This window comes from Streptomyces noursei (genome assembly GCF_001646665.1).
GTDB lineage: Bacteria > Actinomycetota > Actinomycetes > Streptomycetales > Streptomycetaceae > Streptomyces > Streptomyces lavendulocolor.
In genome coordinates this window covers 149,929-175,566 of record NZ_LWBU01000158.1, presented here as the reverse complement: position 1 = coordinate 175,566, position 25,638 = coordinate 149,929, and the positions used below count along the sequence as shown (strand labels likewise).

Genomic DNA, 25,638 nt, shown 5'->3' with positions numbered 1-25,638 from the left:
CAAGTTTGCTATGAATAAGGACCGTTGGCGTGTGATCCAGTAGGCCAGTGGACGAGGGGGACCACCCAGACCACTGTGCGAGGGACGGAGCAGACCAGATGGCTTGGCACTTGTCGGTGCAAGTGGACCGGGACTCCGTCGTACCGCTCACCGCACAGCTCCAGAACGCGATCAAGGACATGGTCGAGGACCGCGTCCTGCACCCCGGGGCACGCCTGCCGTCGAGCCGCCAACTCGCCCAGGACCTGGGGCTTTCGCGCAGCGTGGTGGTCGAGGCGTACGAGCAGCTGATAGCCGAGGGGTACCTCGACGCGGTGCGCGGCTCCGGTACGCACGTCACCCGCCAGCTGCCCGCGGGGGCCGGGGAGGCCTCGCTGCTGGACCCGCGGCCGGCTCCGGAGGCGCGGTGGGACCTGCGCGTGGGCATCGCCAACCTGTCGAACTTCCCCCGCCAGGAGTGGCTCACCTCCTACACGAAGGTGCTCCAGAACGTCGGCCGGGACGGTGTGGACTACCCGCCGGTGGCCGGGATCGCGGAGCTGCGCAACGAACTCGCCGGATATCTGGGCCGGGTGCGCTCGGTGCGCACCGAGCCGGGCCACATCATGGTGACGGCCGGCTTCGCGCAGGGCCTGGCCCTGTTGTGTTCCTCCTTCCAGCACCAGGGCATCCACGAGCTGGCCATCGAGGAGCCGGGCCACAACGGCCAGCGCCGGTTCATCCTGGACACGGGGATGCGCCCGGTGCCGGTGCCGGTCGACGAGGAGGGCCTGATCGTCGAGGCGCTGGCCCGTACCGGGGCGCGGGCGGTCCTGGTCACGCCGGCGCACCAGTTCCCCACCGGTGTCACCCTCTCCCCGGCCCGCCGGCAGGAGCTGCTGCGCTGGGCGCGGGAGACCGACGGGTGGGTGATCGAGGACGACTACGACGGCGAGTTCTGGTTCGACCACCAGGCGAGGCCCGCCGCGCTCCAGGAGGGCGATCCGGAGCGGGTGGTGTACGCGGGCACCACGAGCAAGGTCCTGGTGCCGGGGCTCCGGCTCGGCTGGCTGGCGATACCGCCGCGGATGTTCCCGCTGATGGAGCGGGTCCGTTCCCGCCAGGACCAGGGCTCCGACACGCTGACCCAGCTGGCGTTCGCCGACCTGATGCGCGGCGGGCTGCTCGACCGGCACCTGCGCCGGGTCCGCTCCCGCTACCGCTCCCGCAGCGAGGCGCTGGCCGCGGCCGTGCGCGAGCACCTGCCGGACGCCCGCCTCAACGGCTCGGCCGCCGGGCTGCACAGCTACGCCCTGTTGCCCCCGGGGACGGACGAGGCCGCCCTGGTCCAGGGGGCGCTGCGGCGCTCGGTCCTGGTCCGCGGCGGCCAGCAGTTCCGCTTCGGCGGCCCGCCCGGCCGGCCGGGGCTGCTCCTCGGGTACGGCTCACTGCCGCTGACGGGCATATCGGAGGCGGTCGCGGCGATCGGGGCGGCGTACGAGGAGCTGAAGAGGGGCTGACCGCCGCCGGGGACCGGCCGCCGGGCGGCCGGGTCCGCCCGGCGCGGTGCCGGGCCCGTGCGGGGCCGGGGCGCCGCGGGCCCAGGACGCCGCGGGGCCGGGTCAGTGGAGGGAGCGGCCGCGGGGCGCGGGGATGAGGTTCTTGGCCATCGCCTTGTTGACGGCGTCGATGCGCGAGACCGCGTCCAGCTTGTCGAAGATGTTGCGCAGGTGGCGCTTGACCGTGCCCTCGGTGATGCCGAGCCGCACCGCGATCTGCCGGTTGCTCATCGCCTCGGCGACGCACGCCAGCACTTCCCGCTCGCGCGGCGACACCGGGCCGGGGCTCTGGTCGCGCCCCATGTCGCCGCCCGCGGTGAAGGTGCCCCGGGGCACCGAGATGGTGACCTGGTCCTCGTCCGTGGCGGCGTTGCGGATGGCGGTGAGCAGGGCTCCGCGCGGGACGCTCTTGTGCAGGTAGCCGCGCGCGCCCAGCTGGAGCAACTCCTGCACCAGCGGCGGGTCGTCGAACATGGTGAGGATGATGATCCGCAGGTCCGGCGAGTGCTCCAGGAGCTTGCGGACCGTGGTCTTGGGGTGGTTGTGCGGCATCTCCACGTCGAGGAGGACGACGTGGGGCCGGTGCCGTTCGACGAGTTCGGTCAGTCCGCGACCGCTGCTCGCCTCGGCGACGACCTCCAGGTCCCGTTCCGCGTTCAGCAGCTCGCACAGCGCGGTCCGCAGGAGGGTGTGGTCGTCGGCCGCGAGGATGCGGATCGGGTCAGGTCGCGGAGTCAGCGGGCTCACCCGGGGGATCCAGCAGGGGGATGGTGATGGTGACCCGGGTGCCGCCGGCCACCGGGTCGCTGGCGAACAGGATCGTTCCGCCGAGCAGTTCGACCCGTTCGGTGGCCGAGGCGACCCCGTTGGCGCGGCCCGCGGTGGCCACGGCCGAGGCGTCGAACCCCCGGCCGTCGTCCTCGATCAGCGCGTGCACGCCGTACGGGGCGATGTCCACGACCGCGAGGACGTGATCGGCGTCCGCGTGCGCGAGGGAGTTGCGCAGGCACTCCCGTACGACGAGGAAGACCTCGTCGAGCACGGGCTGGGTGGCCCACTCCTCGCTGCCGTTGACCTGGACCCGCACCTCGGGCTCGGTGATCTCCATGGACTCCAGGAACGCGGTGAACGCCGACTGGAGGGTGCCCTCGTGCTCGGCGCGGCGCAGCTGGGTGACCAGGTCGCGGATGATGCCGAGCGACTCGGTCAGGGTGTTCTTCACCGCGGCGAGCCGTGCCGCCGCGTCCTCGGGCCGCAGGTCCAGGTCCAGTTCGTGCAGTTCCAGCTGGCGCAGGGCGAGGTTCACATGGTTGCCGAGGTGGTCGTGGATCTCACGGGCGAGCTGGCGCTGCCCCGCCGCGTTCACTTCCCGGACCGTGTTGAGCAGGTAGGTGTCGTGGCCGAGCGCGCCCGCCTCCAGGCGGTCGCCGATGCCCTTCTGGAGGGCGCGGACCCCGGCCCGGAACCGGCCGACCTCGGAGGGCACGGCCGCCACCGTCTCGGCGAGCGCGTCGAAGACGAGGTCGAAGAGGATGACTCCCGCGCGGATGGAGTGCACGCCGTAGATGCCCTGCGTGGCGCGTTGCATGCCCAGGCTCTCCACCTGCTGGATCAGCGAACCGCGGACCTCCACCCGATCGCGGTGGAGGCTGTCGGCGCAGTCGCGGATGATCCGCCTCGCCTGGAGCGCGCAGCTCTCCCAGGCGGCGTCCTCCGCGACGAGCGGGCTCTTGATCCCTTCGAGGCGTTCCCGGTACTCCTTCAGCAGTTCGGGTGTACGACCCAAGAATTCTTCGGCGACCGAAACGTGTGGCCCGGACTCCGTTGAGATCGGATATGCCACTGGAGCTCACCCCCACTCCCCCTGAGCTCTATCCCAGGGATCATCACCAAGGGGTTATGGGGGTGTCAACACGGCGACCGGGGCGTCCCACATCCTGAACTACCGCGTGCGGTGGCGCATTTACGATCCCGATGGTTGAAGAATCACCGATGGGTCCGGCAGCGGTACGCCGGGCGGAGGCCACCGGAAGGAGCGCACAGCAGCGTCCGGCATGCGGGTGGCGACGGATCCGGCGTACCCGTCGGGGCAGCCGGCCTCGTGCACGTACCAGTCGGAGCCGTCACCCGGTCTTCGGGCGCGGCGCACTCCCCCGGCGCCCGGGGGGCCCACCGTCACCGGGTCGCGCAGCCCGGTCCCGGCCGCCTTGCCGACCGCCTCGATCGCGGTCCAGGTGCGGAAGCCGGCGAGCCGGCCGAGCGGCCCGACGTCGGGCAGCCGGCTCCAGTCGAAGGCCGGCCGGATCCGTTCGACGTCCACGCCGACCGCGACCGGCGCCCGGCACAGGCCCACCAGGGCCGCCGTGCCGGAGTGGGAGAGGCTGAACTCCAGGTGCGGCCAGGGGCCGGGCAGCAGGACCGGCCGCCCGGCCCCGCAGTCGCCGCACACCTCCGGTTCGGGGCAGCGGCGGGTGAAGCGGGGCCGCTCGGGGGCGACGCCCAGGTATCCGGCGAGCAGGGTGCGCAGCGCGAGGTGCGCGGTCAGGTAGCGCCACCGGCCGGTCCGGTGGCGTATCCGCGCCGCACGGGCGCGTTCTTGGGGGTCGAGGACGTCGCCGGCGGCCTCGACGGGGACGTGGCGGAGCGCGACCGACCAGACGTGGATCTCTCGGGATCCGAGGACGAGGGCGCGCGGGGCCGGGGAAAGGGATGTACGCACGGAGGCTTCCCGGGGTCGGTGGGGACCAGGGCTGCCAACGGCCCTTCACGGGAAGCGGGGTACCGGGGACCGGCACCCGCCTGTCCGGAAGTCAACCTCCCGCGGCGGGCGGGCGACCGGGCCACTTCCGCTCCGGTCCGGCGTACCGGCCCGGACCACTCGCGCCACCGCCCGGCGTACCACTGCCCCCACCCCACCCGCGTCCGTGCGCCACGCGCCGCCCGCCGGACGGCACCGCGCGCCACCCCGCCGGACGGCACCGCGCGCCGGCCGACGCGGTGCGCGGCACATGCCGTTGGCACGACCGGACGGCACGGTCAGGAGGCAAGCCTGGAATCGCATACGCGAACGGCATGCGCGCGGGCACGACGAAGGGCCGTTCCCCCGCCGCGCACGGCGGGGGAACGGCCCTTCAGGGGTCCGGGAGGCGCACCACTTCACTGGCGCGTGGTCCATACCTCCTTGGAGGCATCAGTGGCACATTCGCCCAGCAGCGAGGACCGCTCGAGCCTGCCTAGACTCCGGAGCATGCCGAATGTGACGACGCGATTCCCGACCGTGACGACGACGTCCACTGGATCCCTCTCCAGCATTCCCGAAATGCTCAGGCTAAGTCTCAAGGAATCGCGCCCAGCGGTTCTGATGGCGTTCCAGCTCCGTTATTCGGCCGGTGTCGCGCTCGCCGTCCCGGCGGCCCCGATCAGCACCTCGCTACCGGTTCTCCCGGTATTGCTCGGCGCGTTCTCCTGGTTCTGCGCCATCTTCTACACGTACCTCTACAACGGCTGCACGGACGTGCGGGAGGACCGGGTCAACGGGTCCCGAAGACCCATAGCCGGCGGCCGGCTCCCGCTGGACACGGCACTCGCCGTCGCCCGCGGCGCCCTGTGCGCCGCGCTCGTGTCGGCGGCGCTCGCCGGCCTCGGCACCCTGCTGCTGTGCGCCGTGCTGCTGCTGCTCGGGCACGCCTACTCGGCGCCGGGCACCGCCTGGAAGAACCGCACCTCCCGTGCGATGGGCACCGTCCTGTTCTCCGGTCTGCTGACCTACTGCGCGGGGCCCGTCGCGCTCGGCGTACCGCCGCACGTGCCCACCCTGCTCGTGGTGAGCGTCGCCATGTCGCTGTGGATGGCGCTGGTCGGCGCGGTCGCCAAGGACCTCTCCGACATCGCCGGCGACACCGCCGTCGGCCGCCGCACCTGGGCCGTCACCCTCGGCGAGCGCCGCACCCGGGCCCTCGTCGCCGCGGGGGCGCTCACCGTCGGCCTCGGCTTCACCGGCGCGGCCCTGCTGTGGGCGCCCGCCCTGCTGGCGACGGCTCTGGTCGTCCTGGCGGGCGGCGCCGCGGTGGCCGCGGTGACCCTGCGGGGCGGCTCCGGCTCGCCGGGGGCGCGCCGCCGGCCGTACCGGCTGTTCATGCTGACGCAGCACCTCGCCCACGCGGCGCTCCTCGGCCAGGCCGTCGTCTGACGCACGGGGCGGTACGGAGGGCCGGCCGGTCAGGGGGAGGTGACCGGCCGGCCCTCGGGTGCCGCCGCGCGCGGGGGACGGACGCGGCGGCACGTCGTGGCGGGGCTCAGCCCCGGGGGACGTCCCGGAGCACCAGGGCCCCGGCGTTCCCGTCCTGTCCCACGGAGGTGACCAGCGCGACGCGCGGCACCGTGCCCGCGGCGGCCGGATCGCGCCGCCACCCGGCCAGGACGGCGGCGACCTGGAAGGCGCCGGCCGCGCTGTACGTCTCGCCGAGCGCGTCGGCGATCCGCACGGCGCCGGGCACCGCGCCGAGCACCGCGCGCACCGCCCGTTCCTCGATGCGCTCCAGGCCCACGTGGTGCGTCGCGCCCAGCGCCACGGTGCCGATGTGGGCGGCCGTGACGCCGCTGCGCACCAGCGCGCGCTCCACGCACGCGGCGAGGCCCGACGCCAGTGAGTGCCGTCCGGCTCCCGCGCCGTAGAACCCGACCTCGCAGGCGAGCAGTTCCGCGAGCGGGGTGTGCCCGCGGGCGGCCGCCCGCTCGGCGTCCTCGACCATGAACAGGGCGCTGCCCTCGCCGATGGCACCCCGCTCGGACAGGGCCCCGGTGCGGTGCCACGCCCAGGCGGCGGGAGCGCTCAGCTCCTCCGTACCGCCCACGAGGAGCCGTTCGGCGCGGCCCTGGTCCAGCGCGATCCTGGCGTGCCGGAAGGCGAACAGCCCCGACAGCCGGCCGCCCGCGACCGTGGCGTTGAGGCCGCGCAGCCCGTACCGGATGGCCATCTGGCCGGCGAGGCAGTTCATCACCGTGTTCGGGAAGCGGCCGGGGTTGACCATGTACGGGGCGTCCTGCACCAGCGTGTCCCGGGCGAGGTCGCTCAGGCTCTGCACCGAGCCGGTGTTGGTCGCCATGACCACGCCGGTGCGCCCGCTCTCCTCCTCGGAGACCGCGGCCCCGGCGTCCGCCAGGCCCAGCAGCGCCTCCTTGCAGGCCACCAGGCCGAGCCCGGTGAGCCGGTCCAGGTTGCGGGTGCCCTTGCGCCCGAGGTGGTCCGCGAGCCGGAACCCGGGCACCGAACGCACCGCGATCGGCGGGTAGTCCGCGGCGTCCGGGCCCTGCGGACCGGTGTGCCCGGGGCCGCCGCCGGCCAGCAGGTCGCCGAGCGGCGCCAGCCCGTACCCGGCGGCGGAGACCACGCCGTGGCCGGTGACGACCAGGGGGCGTACGGCCGGGAGGTCCGGCCGTACCGTCGCGGGAAGCGTGTCCGGCCGGGCGGTACCGGCCGCCGTGCCCGCCTCCGGAGCCAGCGTGGTCACGAGACCCTCCCCAGGATGGTGATGACGTTGTTGCCGCCGAAGGCGAAGCCGTGGTTCTGCACGATGTCCACCCGGGCCTCGCGCGCCGTGCCCGGCACCGGGTCGAGGCCGGGCCCGAGGGCCGGGTCGACCTCCACCACGTTGGCGGTCGGCGGCAGGAAGCCCTCTTCGATGGCCTTGCAGCAGATGACCGCGCCGAAGCCGCTGGCCGCGCCCATGGTGTGGCCGATCATCGACTTGATGGAGCTGACCGGCGGCAGCCGGTCCCCGAACACCTCGCGGACCGCCTGGACCTCGGTGGCGTCGTTGGTCGGCGTGCCGGTGCCGTGGGCGCAGACGTAGTCGATCTGGTCCGGCGTCACCCCGGCCGCCGCGTGGGCGTCCCTGATGCACTGGGCGATGGACGCCGAGTCCGGGTGGACCATGTGGTGGGCGTCGCAGTTCGCCCAGGAGCCCAGCACCTCGGCGTAGATCCGGGCGCCGCGCGCCAGGGCGTGGTCCAGCGGTTCGAGGAGCAGCGCGGCGCCGCCCTCGCCCGCGAGGATGCCCTCGCGGTGGGTGTCGAAGGGGCGCGGGACCTCCTCGGCCATGGCGCCCAGCTGGTAGAAGCCCGCGTGGGTGAGCCGGTTCACCGCGTCGGCGCCGCCCGCCAGCATGAGGTCGGCCTCGCCGCTGCGGACCAGGTCGAAGGCGTGTCCCAGGGCGTAGTTGCTGGCCGAACAGGCGGTGGGGATGGTCAGCGCGTCACCGGTGAGTCCGAGTTCGCTGTTGACGGCGGCCGCGATGCGGCCGGCGGGGAGCTGGGTGACGAGGCCGGGGTCGATGCTCTTCAGCCCGTCGCCGACCCACTGCTCGCTGAGGTCCTGGAGCACCGCGGACTCGCCGCTGGTGGTGCCCATGACGGAGCCGGCGCGGGAACGGGACAGCAGGCCGGGGTCGAGCGCCGCGTCCTCCACGGCGAGCCGCGAGGCGGCGGCCGCGAGCAGTCCGCTGCGGCCCCACTGCTCGGGCCGGATGGCGCGCAGGATGTCGCGCGGCTCGAAGTCGTGCACCTCGCCGCCGCGCACGTAGGGGAACCCGGTGGTGTCGAAGGACCGGATGGGGCTGATGCCGCTGGCACCGGCCCGGATGGCGGCGGTGAAGTCCGCCACCCCGATCCCGACGCTGCTCACAGCGCCGAGACCGGTGATGACGACCCGGCGCCCAGGTCGGCGCTCAGGCATACTGCAGCGCCTCCGTCAGCTTGGCGTACACCGCGTCCAGGAGGTGGCCGAGGGTCTTGAGCTCCTCCAGGCCCTCCTTGGGCAGCGCCACGCCCAGCTCCTTCTCGATCCGGGAGACCACCGTGATGAGGGCGAGCGAGTCACCGTCGTAGTCCTCGATGAAGTCGCCCGACACGGTGAGCTCACCGGGCTCCAGTTCCAGTTCCTCGGTGACGATCTCGGAGATCTTTTCCTGGTAGTACGAAGCGTCGAAGCCGGCGTTCTGCTGCTGCGTCATTTCTCGTTTCCCTCCGTTGGGCCGCCTTGAGCGACGACGGCAAAACTAGGAGGCCGCGACGGAGCGCAACAAGAGGTAATGACCAAAGGAGTACGCCCCCTTTCCAAAGGCGTATCGGCACACCACTGACGTGCAATGTCCGCCCCTGATCCGGCTGTTGTGGGGTTTCATCGACCGGGAAGAAACACGGCCGGGTTCGGGAAAGGGAGAATTGCTTATGCGGGCAGCCACAGAAGAAGTCGCCCGGGTGGGGGCCGGAGCCGTCCACGGCTTCACGGGGGCCGCGCCCGGCGCCGCCGCGGAGGCGGGACGGGGCGGCACGGAGACGGGACGGGACGGCACGGAGGCCGCGCCCGGCCTCGAGGAGGCGGAACTCGGCTTCGCGCGGACGGTGGACCGGGCTCTGGTGCACCGGGCGGCGGTCTCCGAGGTGTTCCTCACCGACGTACGGGCGATCGGCGAGCGGCGCGTCCTCGCGGCGGCCCAACTGCCGCTGTCGCACGCCTACTACAACGACCACGTCCAGCTGCCCGCCCGGCACGACCCGCTGCTCCTGCTCGAAGCGGCCCGGCAGGCCGCCATCCACGGTTCGCACACGCACCTGGGCATGGCCGCGGGCACGGCCATGATCGTGGACAACTTCCGGCTGGAACTGACCGACTCGGCGGCGCTGCTGATCGGCGACCGCCCCGGCGAACTGCTCATCGACAGCCGCTTCGAGGGCCGCCCCACCCGGAACGGCACCTGGCGGCGCGGCAGCGTCGTGCAGGACTTCCACCTGGACGGCGAGCCGGTCGGCAGGCACACCATGCACGCCGCGTTCCTGCGGCACGACTCCCACGAGGCGCTCCGGCACGCCCAGCGGGGCACCCCCGCGCCGTCGAGCGCCGACTGCACCGACAGCCCGGACACGTTCCGGATCGACCCCGAAGAGGTAGGCCGCGTGCACCCGCTGAACGTACTGCTGTCCCATCCCATACGTGTGGGGAACACCGTCTCCGCGCAGGTCACCCCCCGTTTCGGCAACCGGTCGCTGTTCGACCACGCCTACGACCACCTGCCGGCGATGGTGCTGACCGAGGCCGCCCACCAGCTGGCGCTGGTCTCGCTCGGCGAGCGGGCGCGGCGCGCGTCCCGGCTGGTCGGCATCGAGGCGGTCTTCGCCCGGTACGCAGAGCTGGACGAGCCGCTCACGGCCACCGCCACACCGGCCGGGGACGGCGAGACCTTCTCGGTCGCCTTCGCGCACGGCGACTCGCCGGTCGCGGAGATCACCACCACGCTGCGGACGGCGCCGGCCGGCGCGGCCCGGACGCTCGGGGACGCCGCATGACGCCCCTCGCTCCCCCTGCGCCGGGCGCCGTCGCCGTCCGGGCCGTGTGGACCGACTTCGGCGGCGTCCTCACCCCGCCGATCAGCCACACCCTCGCCACGTTCTGCGCCCGCAAGAACATCTCCGTGGAGCGGCTCGGCCACGCGATCGGCGTGGTCACCGCCTCCTTCGGCACCGAGGACGTGATGGAGCCGATCGACACCCCGCTGGTCACCGAGCGGGAGTGGCTCGGCATGGTCGACGCGGTGCTCACCGAGGAGTACGGCACCGCCCTCGGCCTGACCACGCTCGCCGACGACTGGTTCGACGGCCGGGAGACCAACCACACCTGGGTACGGGCCCTGCGCGAGGCGCGGCGGGCCGGGGCGTTCGTCGGGCTGATCTCCAACATGGTGCCGACCTGGGACGCCCACTGGCGCCGCATGGTCGACCCCGCCGAGCTGTTCGACGACGTCCTGCTCTCCTTCGAGGTGGGCCACCGCAAGCCCTCGGCGCCCATGTTCGCGCTCGCCGCCGAGCGGGCCGGGGTCGAGCCCCGGCACTGCCTGCTCGTGGACGACCTGGCCGCGAACTGCGAGGGGGCCGCGGCCGCCGGCTGGCAGACCCTGCACTTCACCGGCGCGGCCGAGGCGGCGGACCGCCTGAAGGCCCTGCTCCACCCGACCACCACCGCACACACCCGCACCGAGGAGATGGCATGAGTCGTTCCGTACTGGTCACCGGAGGCAACCGGGGCATAGGCCTCGCCGTGGCGCGGGCCCTCGCCGACGCGGGCGACAAGGTGGCCGTCACCTACCGTTCGGGCGAGCCGCCGGCCGGTCTGTTCGGCGTGCGGTGCGACGTCACCGACAGCGAGGCCGTCGCCCGCGCCGTCGAGGAGGTCACCATCCAGCAGGGTCCGGTGGAGGTGCTGGTGTCCAACGCCGGCATCACCCGCGACGGGCTGCTGCTGTCCATGTCGGAGGAGACGTTCGGCTCCGTCGTCGACACCAACCTGATGGGTGCCGTCCGGGTGACGCAGCAGGTCGTGCCGGGGATGCTCAAGGCCCGCTGGGGCCGGCTGATCTACGTCTCCTCCACCACCGGCACCGCGGGCGCCCCCGGGCAGGCCAACTACGCGGCGTCCAAGGCGGCCCTGATCGGCCTGGCGCGCTCGCTGGCCAAGGAGCTCGGGCCGCGCAACATCACCGCCAACACCGTCTCCCCCGGCATCATCGCCACCGACATGGCCGAGGGCGTCACCGGTGCCCGGATGAAGCAGCTGCTGAGCGAGACCGCCCTGAACCGGACGGGCACCCCGCAGGAGGTGGCCGAGGTGGTCCGCTTCCTGGCGGGCGACGGCTCCTCCTACGTGACGGGGGCGAACATCCCGGTCACCGGAGGCGGTGGTGTCGGTTGCTGAACCCGCGACGGGGCGGGGCGCCGGCCGGCGCTCCCGCCGGTCCCCCACGGCTGGAAGGAGTACGCATCCGATGGCGACGCCCCGACTGGCGCTGACGTTCCCCGGCCAGGGTGTCCAGCGCCCGGGCATGGGCCTGCCCTGGACCCGCCGGCCCGCCTGGGCGGTGGTGGAGGAGGTGTCCGACGCGGCGGGCCGGGACGTCGCCGCCCTCCTCCTGGACGCCGACACCGAGACGCTGCGGCGCACCGACAACGCCCAGCTCGCCACGTTCGCCCTGGCCCTGGTGGCCTGGACCGAACTGCGGCGCGAGCACCCGCTGGTGACCCTGCCGGGCGCGTGCGCCGGGCACAGCCTGGGCGAGTACACGGCGCTCGTGGCGGCCGGGGTCCTGGACCCGCAGGACGCGGTGCGGCTGATCCTGGCGCGCGGGCTGGCGATGCGGGAGGCCTGCGAGCGCGTGCCGGGCTCGATGGCGGCCGTCCTGGGCCTCGACGCCGCCCGGGCGGAGGGCCTGGCGGCCGCGCTCAGGGAGCGGGGCGGGCAGGTGTGGGTGGCCAACCACAACTCGCCGCGGCAGACGGTGCTCGCGGGCCGGTCGGCGGACGTCGAGCGGTGCGCGCGGGCGGCCGAGCGGGCGGGCGCGGTGAAGGTCGTGCCGCTCGCCGTCGGCGGGGCGTTCCACACCCCGCTGATGGCCGGGGCGGCCGAGCGCTTCGCGGAGGCCCTCGCCACGGTCCGGTTCATGCCGGGGCACACCCCGGTGGTGGCCAACGTCGACGCCCGGGCCCACCGCGGCGGGCCCGAGTGGGCCGACCTGCTGCGCCGCCAGCTCACGGCGCCGGTCCGCTGGTCGGACACCCTGCGCACGCTGACCCTGGAACTGGCCTGCGACCGGCTCCTGGAGATCGGTCCGGGCCGGACCCTCGCCGCCCTGGCCAAGGCCACCGTCCCGGCGGTGTCCCGGGACACGTTCGCCGACCCCCTGACCGATCTGGCCCCGGCCGCCTGACGGGCGCCCGGTGGTCAGCGGCGGGGCGGTCCGTCCGGCTCGCCGTAGAGGACCAGGTTCTCCGCGTACGCGTGCGCGTCGGGGTCGAAGTCGCCGGTGCAGGTGACGAGGACCAGGCGCGGGGTGCCGCCGGTGGTGAACAGGTCCGTCGGCAGCGCCTTCTTGGGGTGCGTGCGCCGGGCCACGATGCGGTAGGTGTGCCGCGTCCCGTCGGCCGCGGTGACCTGCGCGCGGGTGCCGAGCGGCACGTCGTGGAGGGCCTCGAAGGGGCCCGCGCCCTCGCCGGCCGAGTCGAGGTGGCCCGCCAGCAGCACGGTGCCGCGGACGGCGCCGGGCGGCGCGCCGAGGGCCCACCACCCGAGGCGCTCGGGCGACTCGGGGACGGCCATCGCCCCGGTCGCGTCGGCGGTGACCGGGTCGACCGGCGTGCCGCGCAGATGGCCCGGGACGGCCAGGGAGACGGGCGGGGAGTACGCCGGTGTCCTCGGCGCCGTGCCCGTGACGGCGGCCGGCGGTGCGGCGGCCGACCCCGGCAGGGTGCCCGCGTCGGGGGCCCGCCCGGGGGCCGGGAAGAACGGGAAGAGGCACGCCACGACGGCCGTGGCGGCCGCCGCGAGCCCGGTCCGGACCAGCGTGCGGCCCGGACCGGGCTCGTGACGCGGCCAAGCGTCCACCGGTGTTCAGCGGTTGTCGTGGCGGCGCATGCGGGAGGCGGCCCAGAACGCTCCGCCGGCCACCAGGACGCCGCCGAGCGCCACGGCGGGCACGGCGAGCGCGACCGGGACGTCGGCCGCGAGGGACGTGGCGACCTGTCCGCCGTTGCCGGCGTGGATGGCCCTGGGTGCGGCCGCGGCGTGGCACTTCCCGCCGCGCACCATGTCCAGGTGCATGGCGACGACCGGGCGCGCGGCCTTGGCGGCGGCGGTGACCTCGGCGTTCTTGCCGTGGGCGACCTGGTGGTCGATACGGGCGAGGGTCTTCTCGTGGGCGGCGGCCTGGGCGGTGAGCCATGCCGCGTCGTAGGCCTTGGTGCCCGCCTTGGACATGATGTCCGCGAGCGTTTCCTGCTGTTCCTTGGAGGGCGCGACGGGCAGGTCGACGCCCTGCTTGTCGGCGAGGGCCCGGGTGGCCGCGTCCAGCTTGGTGTGGTCGCGGACGAGCACCTTGCCCACGTGCTTCACACAGTCGGTGGTGGCGTTCTTCTGGGCGTCCTTGCCTGCCGCGATCTCGGTCAGGTTGCCTTGGTGGGAGGCGCGCAGGAACGCCGCGTCGGTGGCGGGGGCGGAGCCGTCGGCGGGCGCCGAGGCGAGGGCGGGACCGGCGGCTATGCCGGTCAGGGCCAGGCAGGTGAAGGCCGTGGCGGCCCAACGGTGGGTGCGGGTCACGTGTCGTCGTCCGTTTCTCGTCGGTCGGTGGGTGACCCCCGCCGCGAGGGTCACGTGACCATCCGGACACGGCGCGGTGCCGGGCGCCACTTCCCGTACTGCAAACGGCGCACGGCCGGTCAGCCGAGCGAGGCGGTGACCAGGAGGGCGAACGACGCGGTGACCAGCAGCGTGCGGAGCAGGTGGAGGGCGTTCCAGCGGGATTCGAAGGCCGCTCGCGCGGGGCCGGGTTCCCCGTCCCCCGCGGCGGCGAGGGCGTTGTTGAGCGGCACGTTCCCGGCGACGGTGACCAGGTGGTTGAGCGCCGCGCACACCAGCCCGGCGAGGACGAGCCACCGCCGGCCGCCGGGCCCGCCCTCGGCCGGCACGGCGAGCGCCAGGGCGGGGAACACCACGGCGCCCGCGAAGACGGTGAGGAAGACCGCGCGGGGCACGTACTCGTTGACGCGCCGCATGACCGTCACGAACTCCTCGTCCGTCAGCCGGGCCAGCGCGGGCATGATGCCGGTCAGGAAGATCAGCATGAACCCGGCGTACAGGCCGGTGGATACGACCGCGAGGGCGAGCAGCAGCGTCGGCATGCGGTCATGATGGCAGGCGCTCGAACACGTGTCAGGGGCTGTGGACGACCGGCCGGACGGCGGTCCGGCGGCGGGCCGGGGGGCGGGGCGGCCGGCCGGCCGGGCGAGCTGCCGGTGAGGCCCGGCGCAGCACTTGGCTTGGACTCGCCAACCCGTGAACACGCCCTTGTCACCGTACGCAGTCGCATGCGTACATGGAGTTGCGTACGTTCCCAGGGGATGGCGGGGGTGGTCAGCCGTGACGAACGTTCCGGGCTCCGTGCTCGGCCGAGCGGCCTTAAGAGAGGCGACACCGGTGCGTGCCGTGCCGCAGCAGGCACCTCGCCCGGCCGGGCAGCCGGTGCGAGGGGTGAGACAGATCTGCGCGACGCTCGCCGCGCTCACCGAGTCCGCCCGCCATGAGGTGCTGACCTTCGACGATCCGGCCGCCTGCCTGGGCCTGCCGATCCCCGAGCCGTTCCTGGAACTGGCCGGCACCTGTGTGCGCACGGCGGCGCAGCGGGTGGCGACGGTGCGTCAGATCGTGCCCCGGCACGCGCTGTCCAGGGTCACCGCCGCGGACACGGCCGGGGCGGCGCACCTGCCGGGGCGGGCCCGGCTGACGCAGTCCATCCCCTTCAAGATGATCGTGGTGGACCGCACGGTCGCGGTCATACCCCTCGACCTCGAACTGCTCTACAACGGGCTGCTGCTGATCCGGGACCCGGTCGTGGTGCAGGCCCTGGTGCGGGCCCATCACGCCTGGTGGGAGACGGGCGACGAGGTTCCGGCGCGGCCGCTGCCGCCCGGCGCGCTCCCCCCGCACCTGCGGCCGGTGCTGGAGGCCCTGCTGGCGGGGCTCACCGACGAGACCGCCGCCGCGCGACTGGGCATATCGGGGCGCACGTACAGCCGTCGTGTGGGCGAACTGCTCGCGGCCCTCGGCACGACGAGCCGCTTCCGGGCGGGAGCGGAAGCGGCTCGTCGCGGCTGGCTCTGACCAGGTCGTGCCTAGGAGACGATGTCCTTGCGGGCGAAGCCCCGGAAGGCGAGCGCGAACAGGATCAGGGCGTAGGTCACCGACACCGCCGACCCCTTGAGCATGCCGCTCCACTCCAGTTGCGGCTGGAGCGCGTCCGCCCAGGCGAACTGCCAGTGCGCGGGCAGGAACTCGCGCCAGGAGCCGAGCGCCGTCACCGCGTCCAGCACGTTCCCGATGATCGTCAGTCCGACCGCGCCGCCGACCGCGCCGAGCGGGGCGTCCGTCCGGGTCGACAACCAGAAGGCGAGGCCCGCCGTGACCAGTTGCGAGACGAAGACGAACGCGACGACCAGCGCGAGGCGCGGCACGCTGTCCGCCGCGGCCAGGGAGCCGCCGGTGGGCAGTTGCAGCGGGCCCCAGCCGTAGGCGACGGACCCGGCGGCGAGGGCCACCAGCGGCAGCAGCAGCATCGCCGCCGCGCTGAAGCCGAGGCCCACGGCCAGCTTGGACCACAGCAGCCGGGACCGCGGCACGGGTGCGGCCAGCAGGTAGCGCAGCGAGGACCAACTGGCCTCGGACGCCACGGTGTCGCCGCAGAACAGCGCCACCGGCACCACCAGCAGGAAGCCGGCCGACACGAACAGGCATGTCGCGGCGAAGTTCGCGCCGGACGCCGTCGCCGTGTCCATCAGGGTGATCCGGTCGTTGCCGCGCCCGTCCGGGGTGCCGCCGATGGCGAAGGCGGCGATCAGCACGAAGGGCAGGGCGGCCAGGATCGCCCCCATGACGAGGGTGCGGCGCCGCTTCAACTGGCGTACGGCCTCGACGCGCAGCGGCAGGGTGTGCCGGGCCCGGTAACCGGGCGCGGACTGGACCAGGGCGCTCATGCGGATGCTCCTCCGATCAGGGTGAGGAACGCGTCCTCCAGGCGGCGGTGCGGGCCGACGCCGGTCACCGGCACGTCCAGCCGGACGAGTTCCGCGATCAGACCGGTCGCGGTGGCGCCGTCCAGCCGCACCAACAGCCCGCCGTCCGTGCGCACCACCGAGCCGATGCCCGGCAGGGCGCCCACCTTGTCGATCAGCGGTTCGGGCACGTCACCGGCCGTGGTGACGAGCAGGGTGTCGCCCGCGCCGGTGATCTCGGCGACCGGGCCCGCCTGCACGAGCCGGCCGCGGTCCATGACGACCAGGTGCGTGCAGGTCTGCTCGACCTCGGACAGCAGGTGGCTGGAGACGATGACGGTCCGGCCCCCGGCCGCGTACCGGATCATCACGTCCCGCATCTCGCGGATCTGCGGCGGGTCGAGGCCGTTGGTCGGCTCGTCGAGGATGAGGAGGTCGGGGAGCCCCAGCATGGCCTGGGCGATGGCGAGCCGCTGCCGCATGCCCTGCGAGTAGGTGCGCACCGCGCGGGCGAGGGCGTCGCCGAGACCGGCGATCTCCAGGGCCTCGTCGAGGTGGGCGTCGGCGGCGGGGCGGCCGGTGGCGCGCCAGTACAGCTCCAGGTTCTCCCGCCCGGAGAGGTGCGGCAGGAAGCCGGCGCCCTCGACGAAGGCCCCGACCCGGGACAGGACCGGCGCACCCGGCCGGATGGCGTGCCCGAAGACGCGGATCTCACCGTCGTCGGGGGTGATCAGGCCCATCAGCATGCGCAGGGTGGTGGTCTTGCCGGCGCCGTTCGGGCCGAGGAGGCCGAGGACCTGGCCCTTCTCGACCCGGAAGGACAGGTCCCGCACGGCGTACCGGTCGGCGGACTTGGCGTACTTCTTGGTCAGTCCGGTGATCTGGAGCGGTACGTCGGCGAGGTCGGGGTCGGGGGCGGGCGCGGTGGTGCGGCGGCGGGCGGTGAGCAGCAGGGCCGCGGCGATCAGGACGCCGGCGGCCGGCATGCCCCACACCCACCAGGGCAGGCCGGAGCCCTCGGTGCGCACACCGGGCGCGGTCGGTACGGAGAGGGGGCCGGCCACGGCGACGGTGTAGGTCGCCGGGGCGGCGGGGGAGGCATGGCCCAGGTCGGTGGCGGCGAGGACGAGACGCAGCCGGTGCCCGGCCTCCACCTCGTGGTCGATGGCCGGCAGCGTCAGCTCGACCGTCCTGCCCTTCCCGGCGCCCCCGACCCGGACCGGGGCGACCAGCTGGGCGGGCAGCACCTGCCGGCGGCCGTCGGGGCCGACGTCGTACACCTTGGCGAAGAGGACCGCCTCGCCGGTGTCGGAGGTGACGGTGACGCGGACGGTCGGCGAACCGGTGATGCGCAGCGGTGCGGTGAGGGGCCGGGACTCGAAGCGGGCGTGCTGGCCGGGGAAGTCGAGGGAGAGGCCGACGCCGAGCGACGACAGCTGGGCGAGGCCTCCGCCGAGGCCCGGGACGGCGGAGATGGCGGGCGGGGTGGCCCCGGCCGGGTTGCGGAAGCTCTGCGGGCGGCCGGTGAGGGCGATGGCGCGGTCCCCGGCGCGCAGACCGGGGTAGCTGTCGCCGGTGGCGCCGCGCAGCCGGGCTCGGCCGTCGGTGGTGTCGACCCCGCCGGAGCGGCTGACCCGGAAGGCGGGTCCGGTGTCGGCGCCCTTGTCGTCCTTGAGGTACCGGTCGAACCAGGAGCCGATGCGTGCCTGGACGCGCTCGGTCTCCCGGTCGCCGCCGTCGTGGCCGCCGGCGATCCAGTCGACGGCGACGGGGGCGCCGTTGGCACGGACGGCTCCGGCGATGCGGTCGGCGTGGGAGAGCGGGAAGAGGGAGTCGGACTGACCCTGGACGACGAGCGTGGGCACCTTGATGCGGTCGCCGACGGCGGAGGGGCTGCGCGCCTCCAGCAGTGCCCGGGCGGCGGCGTCCGGCTCGCCGGTGACAGCGACCCGTTCGTACATGGCGCACAGTGCGTCCTGGAACCGTCCGCAGGCGGCGGTGGGCTCGGCCTGCCGGCCGGCGGCCGCGGCGGCCCCGCCCCGGGCCGGTGCCGCCCCGCCGCCGCCCCCGGCCGGCGCCTCGTCCTGGCCGGGCGCGCGGCCCGGGGGCTGGTCGCCCTCGCCGGGCGCACGGCCCGGGGGCTGGTCCGACGACGCCACCGTGCCGGTGGTGAAGAAGATGCCGGCCCACAGCTTCTTGAAGACGCCGTCCGGGAAGAAGGCGTCCGCCAGGTTCCAGTACGTGATCTGGGGGGCGATGGCGTCCACCCGCGCGTCGTACCCGGCCGCGAGCAGCGAGACCGCCCCGCCGTACGACACGCCCGAGACGCCGACCCGGGGGTCGCCCGCCCCGTCCAGCCGGACCTCGGGGCGCTTCGCGAGCCAGTCGATCAGCCGGGAGACGTCCTTGACCTCGAAGTCCGGGTCGTTGAGCCCGATGCGCCCCGTCGAGGCCCCGAAGCCGCGCGCGGACCAGGTCAGCACCGCGTACCCGTCCCGTGCCAGTTTCTCGGCCTGGGCGCGCACGTCCTCCTTGGTGCCGCCGAAGCCGTGCCCGAGGAGCACGGCGGGGCGGCGGGCGTCGTCGGGGCCGGAGGTGAAGAAGGAGGTGTCGATCCTCGCTCCCGGCATCTCCAGCACTCTGTCCTCGCGGCGGGGGGCGGCGTCGTCGTCCGAGGCCACGGCCGTCCACGTGCCGGCGCCCGCGAGCAGCACGGCGGCCGCGGCCGTGGCGGCCGCCCAGCGGCGGGGGATTCGGATCTGCATGCCTGAAACCCTAAGCGCCGCGCCGGGGCCCCTCGGCTGCCGCACGGCGGAACTCGGAGGCCTTCCTGAGGTGTACGCACTACCGTCGCCGTACAGCAACCGCGGTACACGGGAGGACCAGGCATGGAGATCCGCCGCGCGACGACCGTCGACGAACTCCTGGGGGCGGAGCACCTGTACGACGGCCCGGCGCGCCCCGAGTGGGCCGCGCGTTTCCTGGCGGCACCCGGCCACCTGATGCTGATCGCCCACGTCGACGGCGTGGCGGCCGGGATGGTGTCGGGCGTGGAGATGCTGCACCCGGACAAGGGCGCGGAGATGTGCCTGTACGAGCTGTCCGTGGACGAGCCGTACCGCCGTCGGGGCATCGGGCGGGAGCTGACGCGGGCGCTGGCCGCCGTCGCCCGGGAGCGCGGCTGTTACGGCATGTGGGTCGGGGTGGACACGGACAACGATCCGGCGCTGGCGACGTACCGCTCGGCCGGTGCCGGGGACGATGGAGAATTCGCCATGCTCACGTGGGGGTTCGGCGACGAAGCGGGGTAGGCCCGCCGACCACTCTTGTGCGGTACATGACCAGTCGGGACGCTGTGGGGCCGTCCGGACGAAGAAAGGTCAGGTGCCGCCGAGATGAGCGCACCCTCCCGCAGGCTCCGCGCCGTGTTCCCGCGCCCCGTACCCCCGCGCCGCGCCGCCGCGCTGGTCTCCGCCGTCGCCCTCGCGGCCGGTCTGCAGACCGCCGCCTCCCCCGCCGCGCACGCCGGGCCGATCGGCGACCTCCGCCTCGCACCCGCCGCAACCGCCGTGGCCGGCAGCTGGATCGTCGTCCTCAAGGACGGCTCCACCCGCGCCGCGGACCTCGGCGTCACCCCCCGCCACGAGTACCGCAGCGCGCTCGACGGCTTCTCCGCCGGCATGTCGAGGGCGCGGGCGGCCGCCCTCGCCGCCGACCCCCGGGTCGCGTACGTCGAGCAGGACCGCACCGTCCGCGTCAGCACCGTCCAGCCGGGCGCCACCTGGGGCCTGGACCGGGTCGACCAGCGCGACCTGCCGCTGTCCGGGACGTACGCCTACGACGGCACGGCGTCCGGCGTGCACGCGTACATCATCGACACCGGGATCCGCACCTCGCACCGCGAGTTCGGGGGCCGGGCCGTGGTCGGCACCGACACCGTCGGCGGCGGGCAGAACGGGCAGGACTGCCAGGGCCACGGCACGCATGTCGCCGGGACGGTCGGCGGCACGACCCACGGGGTGGCGAAGGCCGCCCGACTCGTCGCCGTGCGCGTCCTGGACTGCGACGGCTCGGGCACGACGGCCGGGGTCATCGCGGGCGTGGACTGGGTGACGGCGAACGCCGTGAAGCCGGCGGTCGCCAACATGAGCCTGGGCGGCGGTGTGAACACCTCCCTCGACGACGCCGTCGAGCGGTCGATCGCCTCGGGCGTCTCGTACACCGTCGCGGCGGGCAACGGCAACGTCCTCGGGCTGCCCGAGAACGCCTGCAACACCTCCCCCGCCCGTGTCCCGGGGGCCGTCACCGTCGGCGCCACGGACGACACGGACCGCCGGGCCTCCTTCTCCAACTACGGCACCTGCGTGGACCTCTTCGCGCCGGGAGTGAAGGTCACCTCGGCCTGGCGCACCGGCGACACGGCGACGAGCACCCTCTCCGGTACGTCGATGGCGGCGCCCCACGCGGCCGGCGTGGCCGCCCTGTACCTGGCGGAACACCCCACGGCCTCCCCGGCGCAGGTACGCGACGCCCTGGTGGACGACGCCACGAGCGGCAAGGTGCGCAACGCGCTCCCGGGCTCCCCGGACAGGCTGCTCCACTCGCGGTTCTAGGTCGTGTCCGACCCTTCGGGGACCAGATGCCCGAGGAGTTCCGCACCCGCCGGGTAGGGGCGCTCCTCGGGCATCAGCCGCTCCGCACCCTCCACGTCCCCGGCCCGGACGAGCCCGTGGATCTCGCGGGCGAGCGGTGTCACGTCCCGTATGGACACCGTCCACTCGTCGGCGTACCGGGCGGACGCCTCGCCCGCGAGGCCCAGCTGGAGCGAGCGGTACGGCAGCGGCGCCAGGTGCCGGTCCCGCTCCGGGTCCCATTGCACGCGGGCCGGGGAGCGGCGCAGCTGCCGCTTCCAGGCGTCCTGGTCGGGGTGGAAGCCGCGCACGTAGTGCGAGAGGCAGGCGTGGCGCAGCGCCCATTCGAAGCCCTCGCGGGTGATCTCGACGGCCAGGACGGTCTCCTGGTCCTGCTTGGTGGCCCAGCCGCAGCGGTACATCATCCACAGGAAGCTCGGCTTGATCCACGTCATCCGCTCGCGCTTCCACGAGGCCGGGAAGCGGCCCGTGCGGGCGGCGGGGCCGCCGATCGCGGGCGCGTACGCCTGGTAGACGGTGATCGTGTCGTCGGTGTGGAGGGCGCGGATGCGGTACTTCGGTTCGTCGTCGTTCATCCCGGCAAGGATCGACGGCCGGCCCCGGTCGGGGCCAGCCGTTTTCTCCGGGACCGGGGGTGTCAGTGGTTGCGGGGGAAGCCCAGGTCCACGCCCGCCGGGGCCTCGGACGGGTCGGGCCAGCGGGTGGTGACGACCTTGCCGCGGGTGTAGAAGTGCACGCCGTCGTTGCCGTAGATGTGGTGGTCGCCGAAGAGCGAGTCCTTCCAGCCGCCGAAGGAGTGGTAGCCGACGGGCACCGGGATCGGGACGTTCACGCCGACCATGCCCGCCTGGATCTCCAGCTGGAAGCGGCGGGCGGCGCCGCCGTCGCGGGTGAAGATGGCGGTGCCGTTGCCGAACGGCGAGTCGTTGATGAGGCGCACGCCCTCCTCGTAGGTGTCGGCGCGCAGCACGCACAGCACCGGGCCGAAGATCTCGTCGCGGTAGGCGTCGGAGTCGGTCGACACCTTGTCGAGCAGCGACAGGCCGATCCAGTGGCCGTTCTCGTACCCGTCGACCGTGTACCCGGTGCCGTCGAGGACGACCTCGGCGCCCTGGGCGGCGGCGCCGGTGACGTAGGAGGCGACCTTGTCGCGGTGGGCGGCGGTGATCAGCGGACCCATCTCGGACGCCGGGTCGTCGCCCGGACCGATCTTGATCTTCTCGGCGCGCTCACGGATCTTCTCCACCAGCTCGTCGCCGACGGCGCCGACCGCGACGACCGCCGAGATCGCCATGCAGCGCTCGCCGGCCGAGCCGTACGCCGCCGAGACCGCCGCGTCGGCGGCCGCGTCCAGGTCGGCGTCGGGCAGGACGAGCATGTGGTTCTTGGCGCCGCCGAGGGCCTGGACGCGCTTGCCGTTGGCCGAGGCGGTGGTGTGGATGTACCGGGCGATCGGCGTGGAGCCGACGAAGGAGACGGCCGCGACGTCCGGGTGCTCCAGCAGGGCGTCGACCGCGACCTTGTCGCCGTGCACGACGTTGAGCACGCCGTCGGGCAGACCGGCCTGGGAGGCCAGCTCGGCCAGCAGGTTGGCGGCGGACGGGTCCTTCTCGCTGGGCTTGAGGACGAAGGTGTTGCCGCAGGCGATGGCCAGCGGGAACATCCACATCGGCACCATCGCCGGGAAGTTGAACGGCGTGATGCCGGCGACCACGCCGAGCGGCTGGCGGATGGCGGCGACGTCGACCCGGCTGGAGACCTGGGTGGACAGCTCGCCCTTGAGCTGGACGGTGATCCCGCAGGCCAGCTCCACGATCTCCAGGCCGCGCGCGACCTCGCCGAGCGCGTCGGAGTGGACCTTGCCGTGCTCAGCGGTGATCAGGGCGGCGATCTCGTCGCGGTGGGCGTCGAGCAGCGCGCGGTACGCGAACAGGACGGCGGTGCGCTGGGCCAGCGAGGACGTGCCCCACGTGGCGTACGCGGCCTTGGCGGCGGCGACGGCGGCGCCGACCTCCTCGGCGGAGGCGAGGGCGACCCGGGTGGTGACCGCGCCGGTCGCCGGATCGGTGACCGGGCCCCAGTTCCCCGACGCGCCCTCGACGGTCTTGCCACCGATCCAGTGGTTGACGGTCTTCGTCATGACGAAAGCTCCTTCAGATGCTTCACAGATGGCGGCGTCGGGCTGCGACTTGCCGGTCGTACTCCTCGCGGGCCTCCACCGCCGCCGTGCGGGTCGCGGTCTCGGCCACGGGCACATCCCACCATGCCTCCGCGGCGGGCGCGCCCGACACTGTGTCTGCCGTTGCGGTCTCCACGTAGACACATGTGGGGACGGTCGCGGCGCGCGCGTCGGCGAGGGCTTCTCGCAGGTCACGGATGGTGTGGGCGCGCAGGACGCGCATTCCGAGGCTGGCCGCGTTGGCGGCGAGGTCCACCGGCAGCGGGTCGCCCGTGTACGTCCCGTCGGGGGCCCGGTGGCGGTAGGCGGTGCCGTACCGCTCGGCGCCCACGGTCTCGGAGAGGCCGCCGATCGAGGCGTACCCGTGGTTCTGGAGGACGACGAGCTTGACGGGGACGCCCTCCTGGACGGCCGTGACGATCTCGGTGGGGTTCATGAGGTACGTACCGTCGCCGACCAGCGCCCAGACGGGGCGGCCGGGGGCGGCGAGGGCGGTCCCGATGGCCGCGGGGATCTCGTAGCCCATGCAGGAGTACCCGTATTCGACGTGGTACTGGTCCCGGGAGCGGGTGCGCCAGAGCTTGTGGAGGTCGCCGGGGAGCGAGCCGGCGGCGTTGATCAGGATGTCGTCGCCGGTGACCAGGGTGTCGAGGACCCCGAGGACCTGCGGCTGGGTGGGCCGCGCGCCGTCCCCCCGCGGGGTGTACGCGGCGGTGACGCGGGCGTCCCAGTCCGCCCTGAGCGCCGCGTACTCCTGCGCGTACGGCGCCGGGACGGTGTGCCCGCCGAGGGCCGCTGCGAGCTGCTCCAGCCCCTCCCGCGCGTCCGCGACCAGCGGCAGCGCGGCCATCTTGTGGGCGTCGAAGCCCGTGATGTTGAGGTTGACGAAGCGGACCCCGGGGCGGGCGAACAGGGTCGAGGAGGCGGTGGTGAAGTCGGTGTACCGGGTGCCGACCCCGATCACCAGGTCGGCGGTGCGGGCGAGGCCGTCGGCGGCCGCGGTGCCGGTGTGGCCGATGCCGCCCACGTCGGCGGGGTGGTCGTGGAGCAGGGAGCCCTTGCCGGCCTGGGTGGACGCGACGGGGATGCCGGTGGCGCCGGCGAACCGCGCCAGGGCGTCCTCGGCGCGGCTGTGGTGGACACCGCCGCCGGCCACGATCAGGGGGCGTTCGGCCGCCCGGACCGCGCGGGCGGCGGCCTCCAGTTCGGCCGCGTCGGGGCGCGGGCGGCGCACCCGCCAGACGCGTTCGGCGAAGAACTCCTCCGGCCAGTCGTACGCCTCGGCCTGGACGTCCTGCGGCAGCGCCAGCGTCACCGCGCCGGTGGCGGCCGGGTCGGTGAGGACCCGCACGGCGGCGAGGGCCGCGGGGACCAGCGCCTCGGGGCGGGTCACCCGGTCGAAGTACGCCGACACCGGCCGCAGCGCGTCGTTGACGGACACGTCGCCCGCGCCGGGCACTTCGAGCTGCTGGAGGACCGGGTCGGCGGGGCGGGTGGCGAAGGTGTCGCCCGGCAGCAGCAGCACGGGCAGCCGGTTGACGGTGGCCAGGGCCGCGCCGGTGACCAGGTTGGTGGCGCCCGGCCCGATGGAGGTGGTGACGGCGTGCACGGAGAGGCGGTTCGACTGGCGGGCGTACCCGACGGCGGCGTGGACCATCGCCTGCTCGTTGCGGCCCTGGAGGAAGGGCATGTCCTCGCGGTGCTCGACCAGGGCCTGGCCGATGCCCGCCACGTTGCCGTGGCCGAAGATGCCCCACATGGCGCCGACGAGCCGGTGGCGCCGCCCGTCGCGTTCGGTGTACTGGCGGGCGAGGAAGGCGACGAGCGCCTGGGCGGTGGTGAGGCGTCGGGTGCTCATCGGTATCCCTCCGTGCGGTGACCCGGGTGGAAGCGGATCTTCCATTCCCTCTTCTCCCCCGGCCCCGCCATGACGTTGAGGTAGTACATGGGGTGGCCGGGCTGGGCGACGGACGGCCCGTGCCAGCCGTCCGGCACGAGCACGGCGTCACCGCTGCGGACCTCCGCGAGGACGTCGGCGCCGCCGGGCCGGGAGGGCGACACGCGCTGGTAGCCCAGCCCGCCGCCCTCGATCTCGAAGTAGTAGATCTCCTCCAGCTCGGCCTCCTCGCCGGGGACGTGCTCGTCGTGCTTGTGCGGCGGGTAGGAGGACCAGTTCCCGCCGGGCGTGATGACCTCGACGGCGATGAGCCGGTCGCAGGCGAAGGCGTCGGCGGCGGCGAAGTTGCGCACCTCGCGGGCGCAGTTCCCGCTGCCGCGCGCCTCGACCGGTACCTCCGGCGCGGGGCCGTAGCGAGCGGGGAGTCGTCGCTCGCACTTCGCTCCTGCCAGGGCGAAGCGGCCTCCCGCGCCGGAGGCGATCTGGGTGTGGGCGTCACGCGGTAGGTAGGCGAAGTCGGTGACGCCGCTGAACACGCTGTCCCGGCCCAGCAGTTCGATGATCTCGCCGTCGACCTGCACCGTACAGCCGCCGGTGAGGGGAAGCAGGATCCACTCGCCGTCGCCGCTCGCGAAGAGGTGGGACCCGCCGGGTTCCAGGTCGAGGACGCGCAGGGAGCAGTGGGCCCAGCCGGCCCGCCCCGGGTCGATGTCGACGGCGTAGGGGCCGCGGGCCGCGCCGCCCCTCGGTACGTACAGCTGCTGGTCGGTCATGATCCCTCCGTAC

Annotated in this window: 24 protein-coding genes; 9 read left to right on the top strand and 15 right to left on the bottom strand. The window is 74.1% G+C overall.

Annotation, left to right across the window (positions count from 1 at the left end):
• Positions 1 to 98: 98 nt before the first annotated feature.
• A complete protein-coding gene (locus A4V12_RS12880) occupies positions 99 to 1,499 on the top strand; it encodes a PLP-dependent aminotransferase family protein (protein WP_064069439.1) in 1,401 nt (466 codons plus the stop codon).
• A 102-nt stretch (positions 1,500 to 1,601) separates the two neighbouring features.
• On the opposite strand, the gene A4V12_RS12875 is transcribed toward A4V12_RS12880, so the two are convergent.
• The 3 genes from A4V12_RS12875 to A4V12_RS12865 form a co-directional block, all read right to left on the bottom strand.
• The gene (locus A4V12_RS12875) at positions 1,602 to 2,285 is read right to left on the bottom strand and encodes a response regulator (protein WP_234372165.1); all 684 of its coding nucleotides are present in this window, start codon (positions 2,283 to 2,285) and stop codon (positions 1,602 to 1,604) included.
• Positions 2,260 to 3,324, bottom strand: coding sequence for a sensor histidine kinase (locus tag A4V12_RS12870; protein ID WP_079137009.1), 1,065 nt, complete (start codon positions 3,322 to 3,324; stop codon positions 2,260 to 2,262). The genes A4V12_RS12875 and A4V12_RS12870 overlap by 26 nt, the downstream gene beginning before the upstream one ends.
• A gap of 177 nt (positions 3,325 to 3,501) precedes the next feature.
• Positions 3,502 to 4,257 carry a 4'-phosphopantetheinyl transferase family protein gene (locus A4V12_RS12865; RefSeq protein ID WP_064069438.1) on the bottom strand — a complete coding sequence of 252 codons (756 nt, stop codon included), beginning with the start codon at positions 4,255 to 4,257 and terminating at the stop codon, positions 3,502 to 3,504.
• Positions 4,258 to 4,857: 600 nt separating this feature from the next.
• Here A4V12_RS12865 and A4V12_RS12860 point away from each other — a divergent pair.
• Positions 4,858 to 5,727: a UbiA family prenyltransferase gene (locus tag A4V12_RS12860; protein ID WP_159028866.1), complete on the top strand. Its 870-nt coding sequence runs from the start codon at positions 4,858 to 4,860 to the stop codon at positions 5,725 to 5,727.
• Positions 5,728 to 5,833: 106 nt separating this feature from the next.
• On the opposite strand, the gene A4V12_RS12855 is transcribed toward A4V12_RS12860, so the two are convergent.
• Genes A4V12_RS12855 through A4V12_RS12845 form a run of 3 tightly spaced genes read right to left on the bottom strand, consistent with a single transcriptional unit; the run spans position 5,834 to position 8,548 of the window.
• Positions 5,834 to 7,048, bottom strand: a complete 1,215-nt coding sequence (locus A4V12_RS12855) for a beta-ketoacyl synthase N-terminal-like domain-containing protein (RefSeq protein WP_234372164.1) — start codon at positions 7,046 to 7,048, stop codon at positions 5,834 to 5,836.
• Positions 7,045 to 8,271 (bottom strand): beta-ketoacyl-[acyl-carrier-protein] synthase family protein, encoded by a 1,227-nt coding sequence (locus A4V12_RS12850; RefSeq protein WP_064069437.1) that lies wholly within the window; start codon positions 8,269 to 8,271, stop codon positions 7,045 to 7,047. The genes A4V12_RS12855 and A4V12_RS12850 overlap by 4 nt, the downstream gene beginning before the upstream one ends.
• The gene (locus A4V12_RS12845; RefSeq protein ID WP_064069436.1) at positions 8,264 to 8,548 is read right to left on the bottom strand and encodes an acyl carrier protein; all 285 of its coding nucleotides are present in this window, start codon (positions 8,546 to 8,548) and stop codon (positions 8,264 to 8,266) included. Before A4V12_RS12845 ends, A4V12_RS12850 begins: the two co-directional genes overlap by 8 nt.
• Positions 8,549 to 8,765: 217 nt before the next feature.
• On the opposite strand from A4V12_RS12845, the gene A4V12_RS12840 reads away from it, so the two are divergent.
• The 4 genes from A4V12_RS12840 to A4V12_RS12825 all read left to right on the top strand — a co-directional run bounded on the left by A4V12_RS12840 (position 8,766) and on the right by A4V12_RS12825 (position 12,292).
• Complete coding sequence (locus tag A4V12_RS12840; protein WP_159028865.1) at positions 8,766 to 9,881, top strand: AfsA-related hotdog domain-containing protein; 1,116 nt, start codon at positions 8,766 to 8,768, stop codon at positions 9,879 to 9,881.
• Positions 9,878 to 10,582, top strand: a complete 705-nt coding sequence (locus tag A4V12_RS12835; RefSeq protein ID WP_064069434.1) for an HAD-IA family hydrolase — start codon at positions 9,878 to 9,880, stop codon at positions 10,580 to 10,582. The genes A4V12_RS12840 and A4V12_RS12835 overlap by 4 nt, the downstream gene beginning before the upstream one ends.
• Positions 10,579 to 11,283 carry an SDR family oxidoreductase gene (locus A4V12_RS12830; protein ID WP_064069433.1) on the top strand — a complete coding sequence of 235 codons (705 nt, stop codon included), beginning with the start codon at positions 10,579 to 10,581 and terminating at the stop codon, positions 11,281 to 11,283. The genes A4V12_RS12835 and A4V12_RS12830 overlap by 4 nt, the downstream gene beginning before the upstream one ends.
• Positions 11,284 to 11,353: 70 nt before the next feature.
• On the top strand, positions 11,354 to 12,292 hold the full coding sequence (locus A4V12_RS12825) for an ACP S-malonyltransferase (protein ID WP_064069432.1): 939 nt from the start codon (positions 11,354 to 11,356) through the stop codon (positions 12,290 to 12,292).
• A gap of 14 nt (positions 12,293 to 12,306) precedes the next feature.
• Here A4V12_RS12825 and A4V12_RS12820 read toward each other — a convergent pair whose 3' ends face one another.
• From A4V12_RS12820 to A4V12_RS12810, 3 genes are all read right to left on the bottom strand, one after another.
• Positions 12,307 to 12,966: a class F sortase gene (locus A4V12_RS12820; protein WP_064069431.1), complete on the bottom strand. Its 660-nt coding sequence runs from the start codon at positions 12,964 to 12,966 to the stop codon at positions 12,307 to 12,309.
• Between the two features lie 6 nt (positions 12,967 to 12,972).
• The gene (locus A4V12_RS12815; protein ID WP_234372163.1) at positions 12,973 to 13,677 is read right to left on the bottom strand and encodes a DUF4142 domain-containing protein; all 705 of its coding nucleotides are present in this window, start codon (positions 13,675 to 13,677) and stop codon (positions 12,973 to 12,975) included.
• Positions 13,678 to 13,796: 119 nt separating this feature from the next.
• Positions 13,797 to 14,258 carry a DUF1772 domain-containing protein gene (locus A4V12_RS12810; RefSeq protein WP_064069430.1) on the bottom strand — a complete coding sequence of 154 codons (462 nt, stop codon included), beginning with the start codon at positions 14,256 to 14,258 and terminating at the stop codon, positions 13,797 to 13,799.
• Positions 14,259 to 14,607: 349 nt separating this feature from the next.
• Here A4V12_RS12810 and A4V12_RS12805 point away from each other — a divergent pair, with 349 nt between their 5' ends.
• Positions 14,608 to 15,237: a helix-turn-helix transcriptional regulator gene (locus A4V12_RS12805; RefSeq protein WP_234372162.1), complete on the top strand. Its 630-nt coding sequence runs from the start codon at positions 14,608 to 14,610 to the stop codon at positions 15,235 to 15,237.
• A gap of 11 nt (positions 15,238 to 15,248) precedes the next feature.
• On the opposite strand, the gene A4V12_RS12800 is transcribed toward A4V12_RS12805, so the two are convergent.
• Complete coding sequence (locus tag A4V12_RS12800) at positions 15,249 to 16,106, bottom strand: ABC transporter permease (protein WP_064069428.1); 858 nt, start codon at positions 16,104 to 16,106, stop codon at positions 15,249 to 15,251.
• Positions 16,103 to 18,889: an alpha/beta fold hydrolase gene (locus A4V12_RS12795; RefSeq protein WP_064069427.1), complete on the bottom strand. Its 2,787-nt coding sequence runs from the start codon at positions 18,887 to 18,889 to the stop codon at positions 16,103 to 16,105. The genes A4V12_RS12800 and A4V12_RS12795 overlap by 4 nt, the downstream gene beginning before the upstream one ends.
• A 123-nt stretch (positions 18,890 to 19,012) precedes the next feature.
• Between A4V12_RS12795 and A4V12_RS12790 the strand changes: the two genes are divergently transcribed.
• Entirely contained in the window at positions 19,013 to 19,435 is a 423-nt protein-coding gene (locus A4V12_RS12790; protein ID WP_064069426.1) for a GNAT family N-acetyltransferase, read from the top strand.
• Between the two features lie 84 nt (positions 19,436 to 19,519).
• Positions 19,520 to 20,737 carry a S8 family peptidase gene (locus A4V12_RS39745; RefSeq protein WP_064069425.1) on the top strand — a complete coding sequence of 406 codons (1,218 nt, stop codon included), beginning with the start codon at positions 19,520 to 19,522 and terminating at the stop codon, positions 20,735 to 20,737.
• On the opposite strand, the gene A4V12_RS12780 is transcribed toward A4V12_RS39745, so the two are convergent.
• The 4 genes from A4V12_RS12780 to iolB all read right to left on the bottom strand — a co-directional run bounded on the left by A4V12_RS12780 (position 20,734) and on the right by iolB (position 25,625).
• Positions 20,734 to 21,351 carry a DUF4291 domain-containing protein gene (locus tag A4V12_RS12780; RefSeq protein WP_064069424.1) on the bottom strand — a complete coding sequence of 206 codons (618 nt, stop codon included), beginning with the start codon at positions 21,349 to 21,351 and terminating at the stop codon, positions 20,734 to 20,736. The two genes, A4V12_RS39745 and A4V12_RS12780, sit on opposite strands and share 4 nt — an antisense overlap.
• A gap of 62 nt (positions 21,352 to 21,413) precedes the next feature.
• Complete coding sequence (gene mmsA / locus A4V12_RS12775) at positions 21,414 to 22,916, bottom strand: CoA-acylating methylmalonate-semialdehyde dehydrogenase (RefSeq protein WP_064069423.1); 1,503 nt, start codon at positions 22,914 to 22,916, stop codon at positions 21,414 to 21,416.
• 22 nt (positions 22,917 to 22,938) lie between these two features.
• Complete coding sequence (gene iolD, locus A4V12_RS12770) at positions 22,939 to 24,813, bottom strand: 3D-(3,5/4)-trihydroxycyclohexane-1,2-dione acylhydrolase (decyclizing) (protein ID WP_064069422.1); 1,875 nt, start codon at positions 24,811 to 24,813, stop codon at positions 22,939 to 22,941.
• Positions 24,810 to 25,625 carry a 5-deoxy-glucuronate isomerase gene (iolB, locus tag A4V12_RS12765; protein WP_064069421.1) on the bottom strand — a complete coding sequence of 272 codons (816 nt, stop codon included), beginning with the start codon at positions 25,623 to 25,625 and terminating at the stop codon, positions 24,810 to 24,812. Before iolB ends, iolD begins: the two co-directional genes overlap by 4 nt.
• Between the last annotated feature and the right edge of the window lie 13 nt (positions 25,626 to 25,638).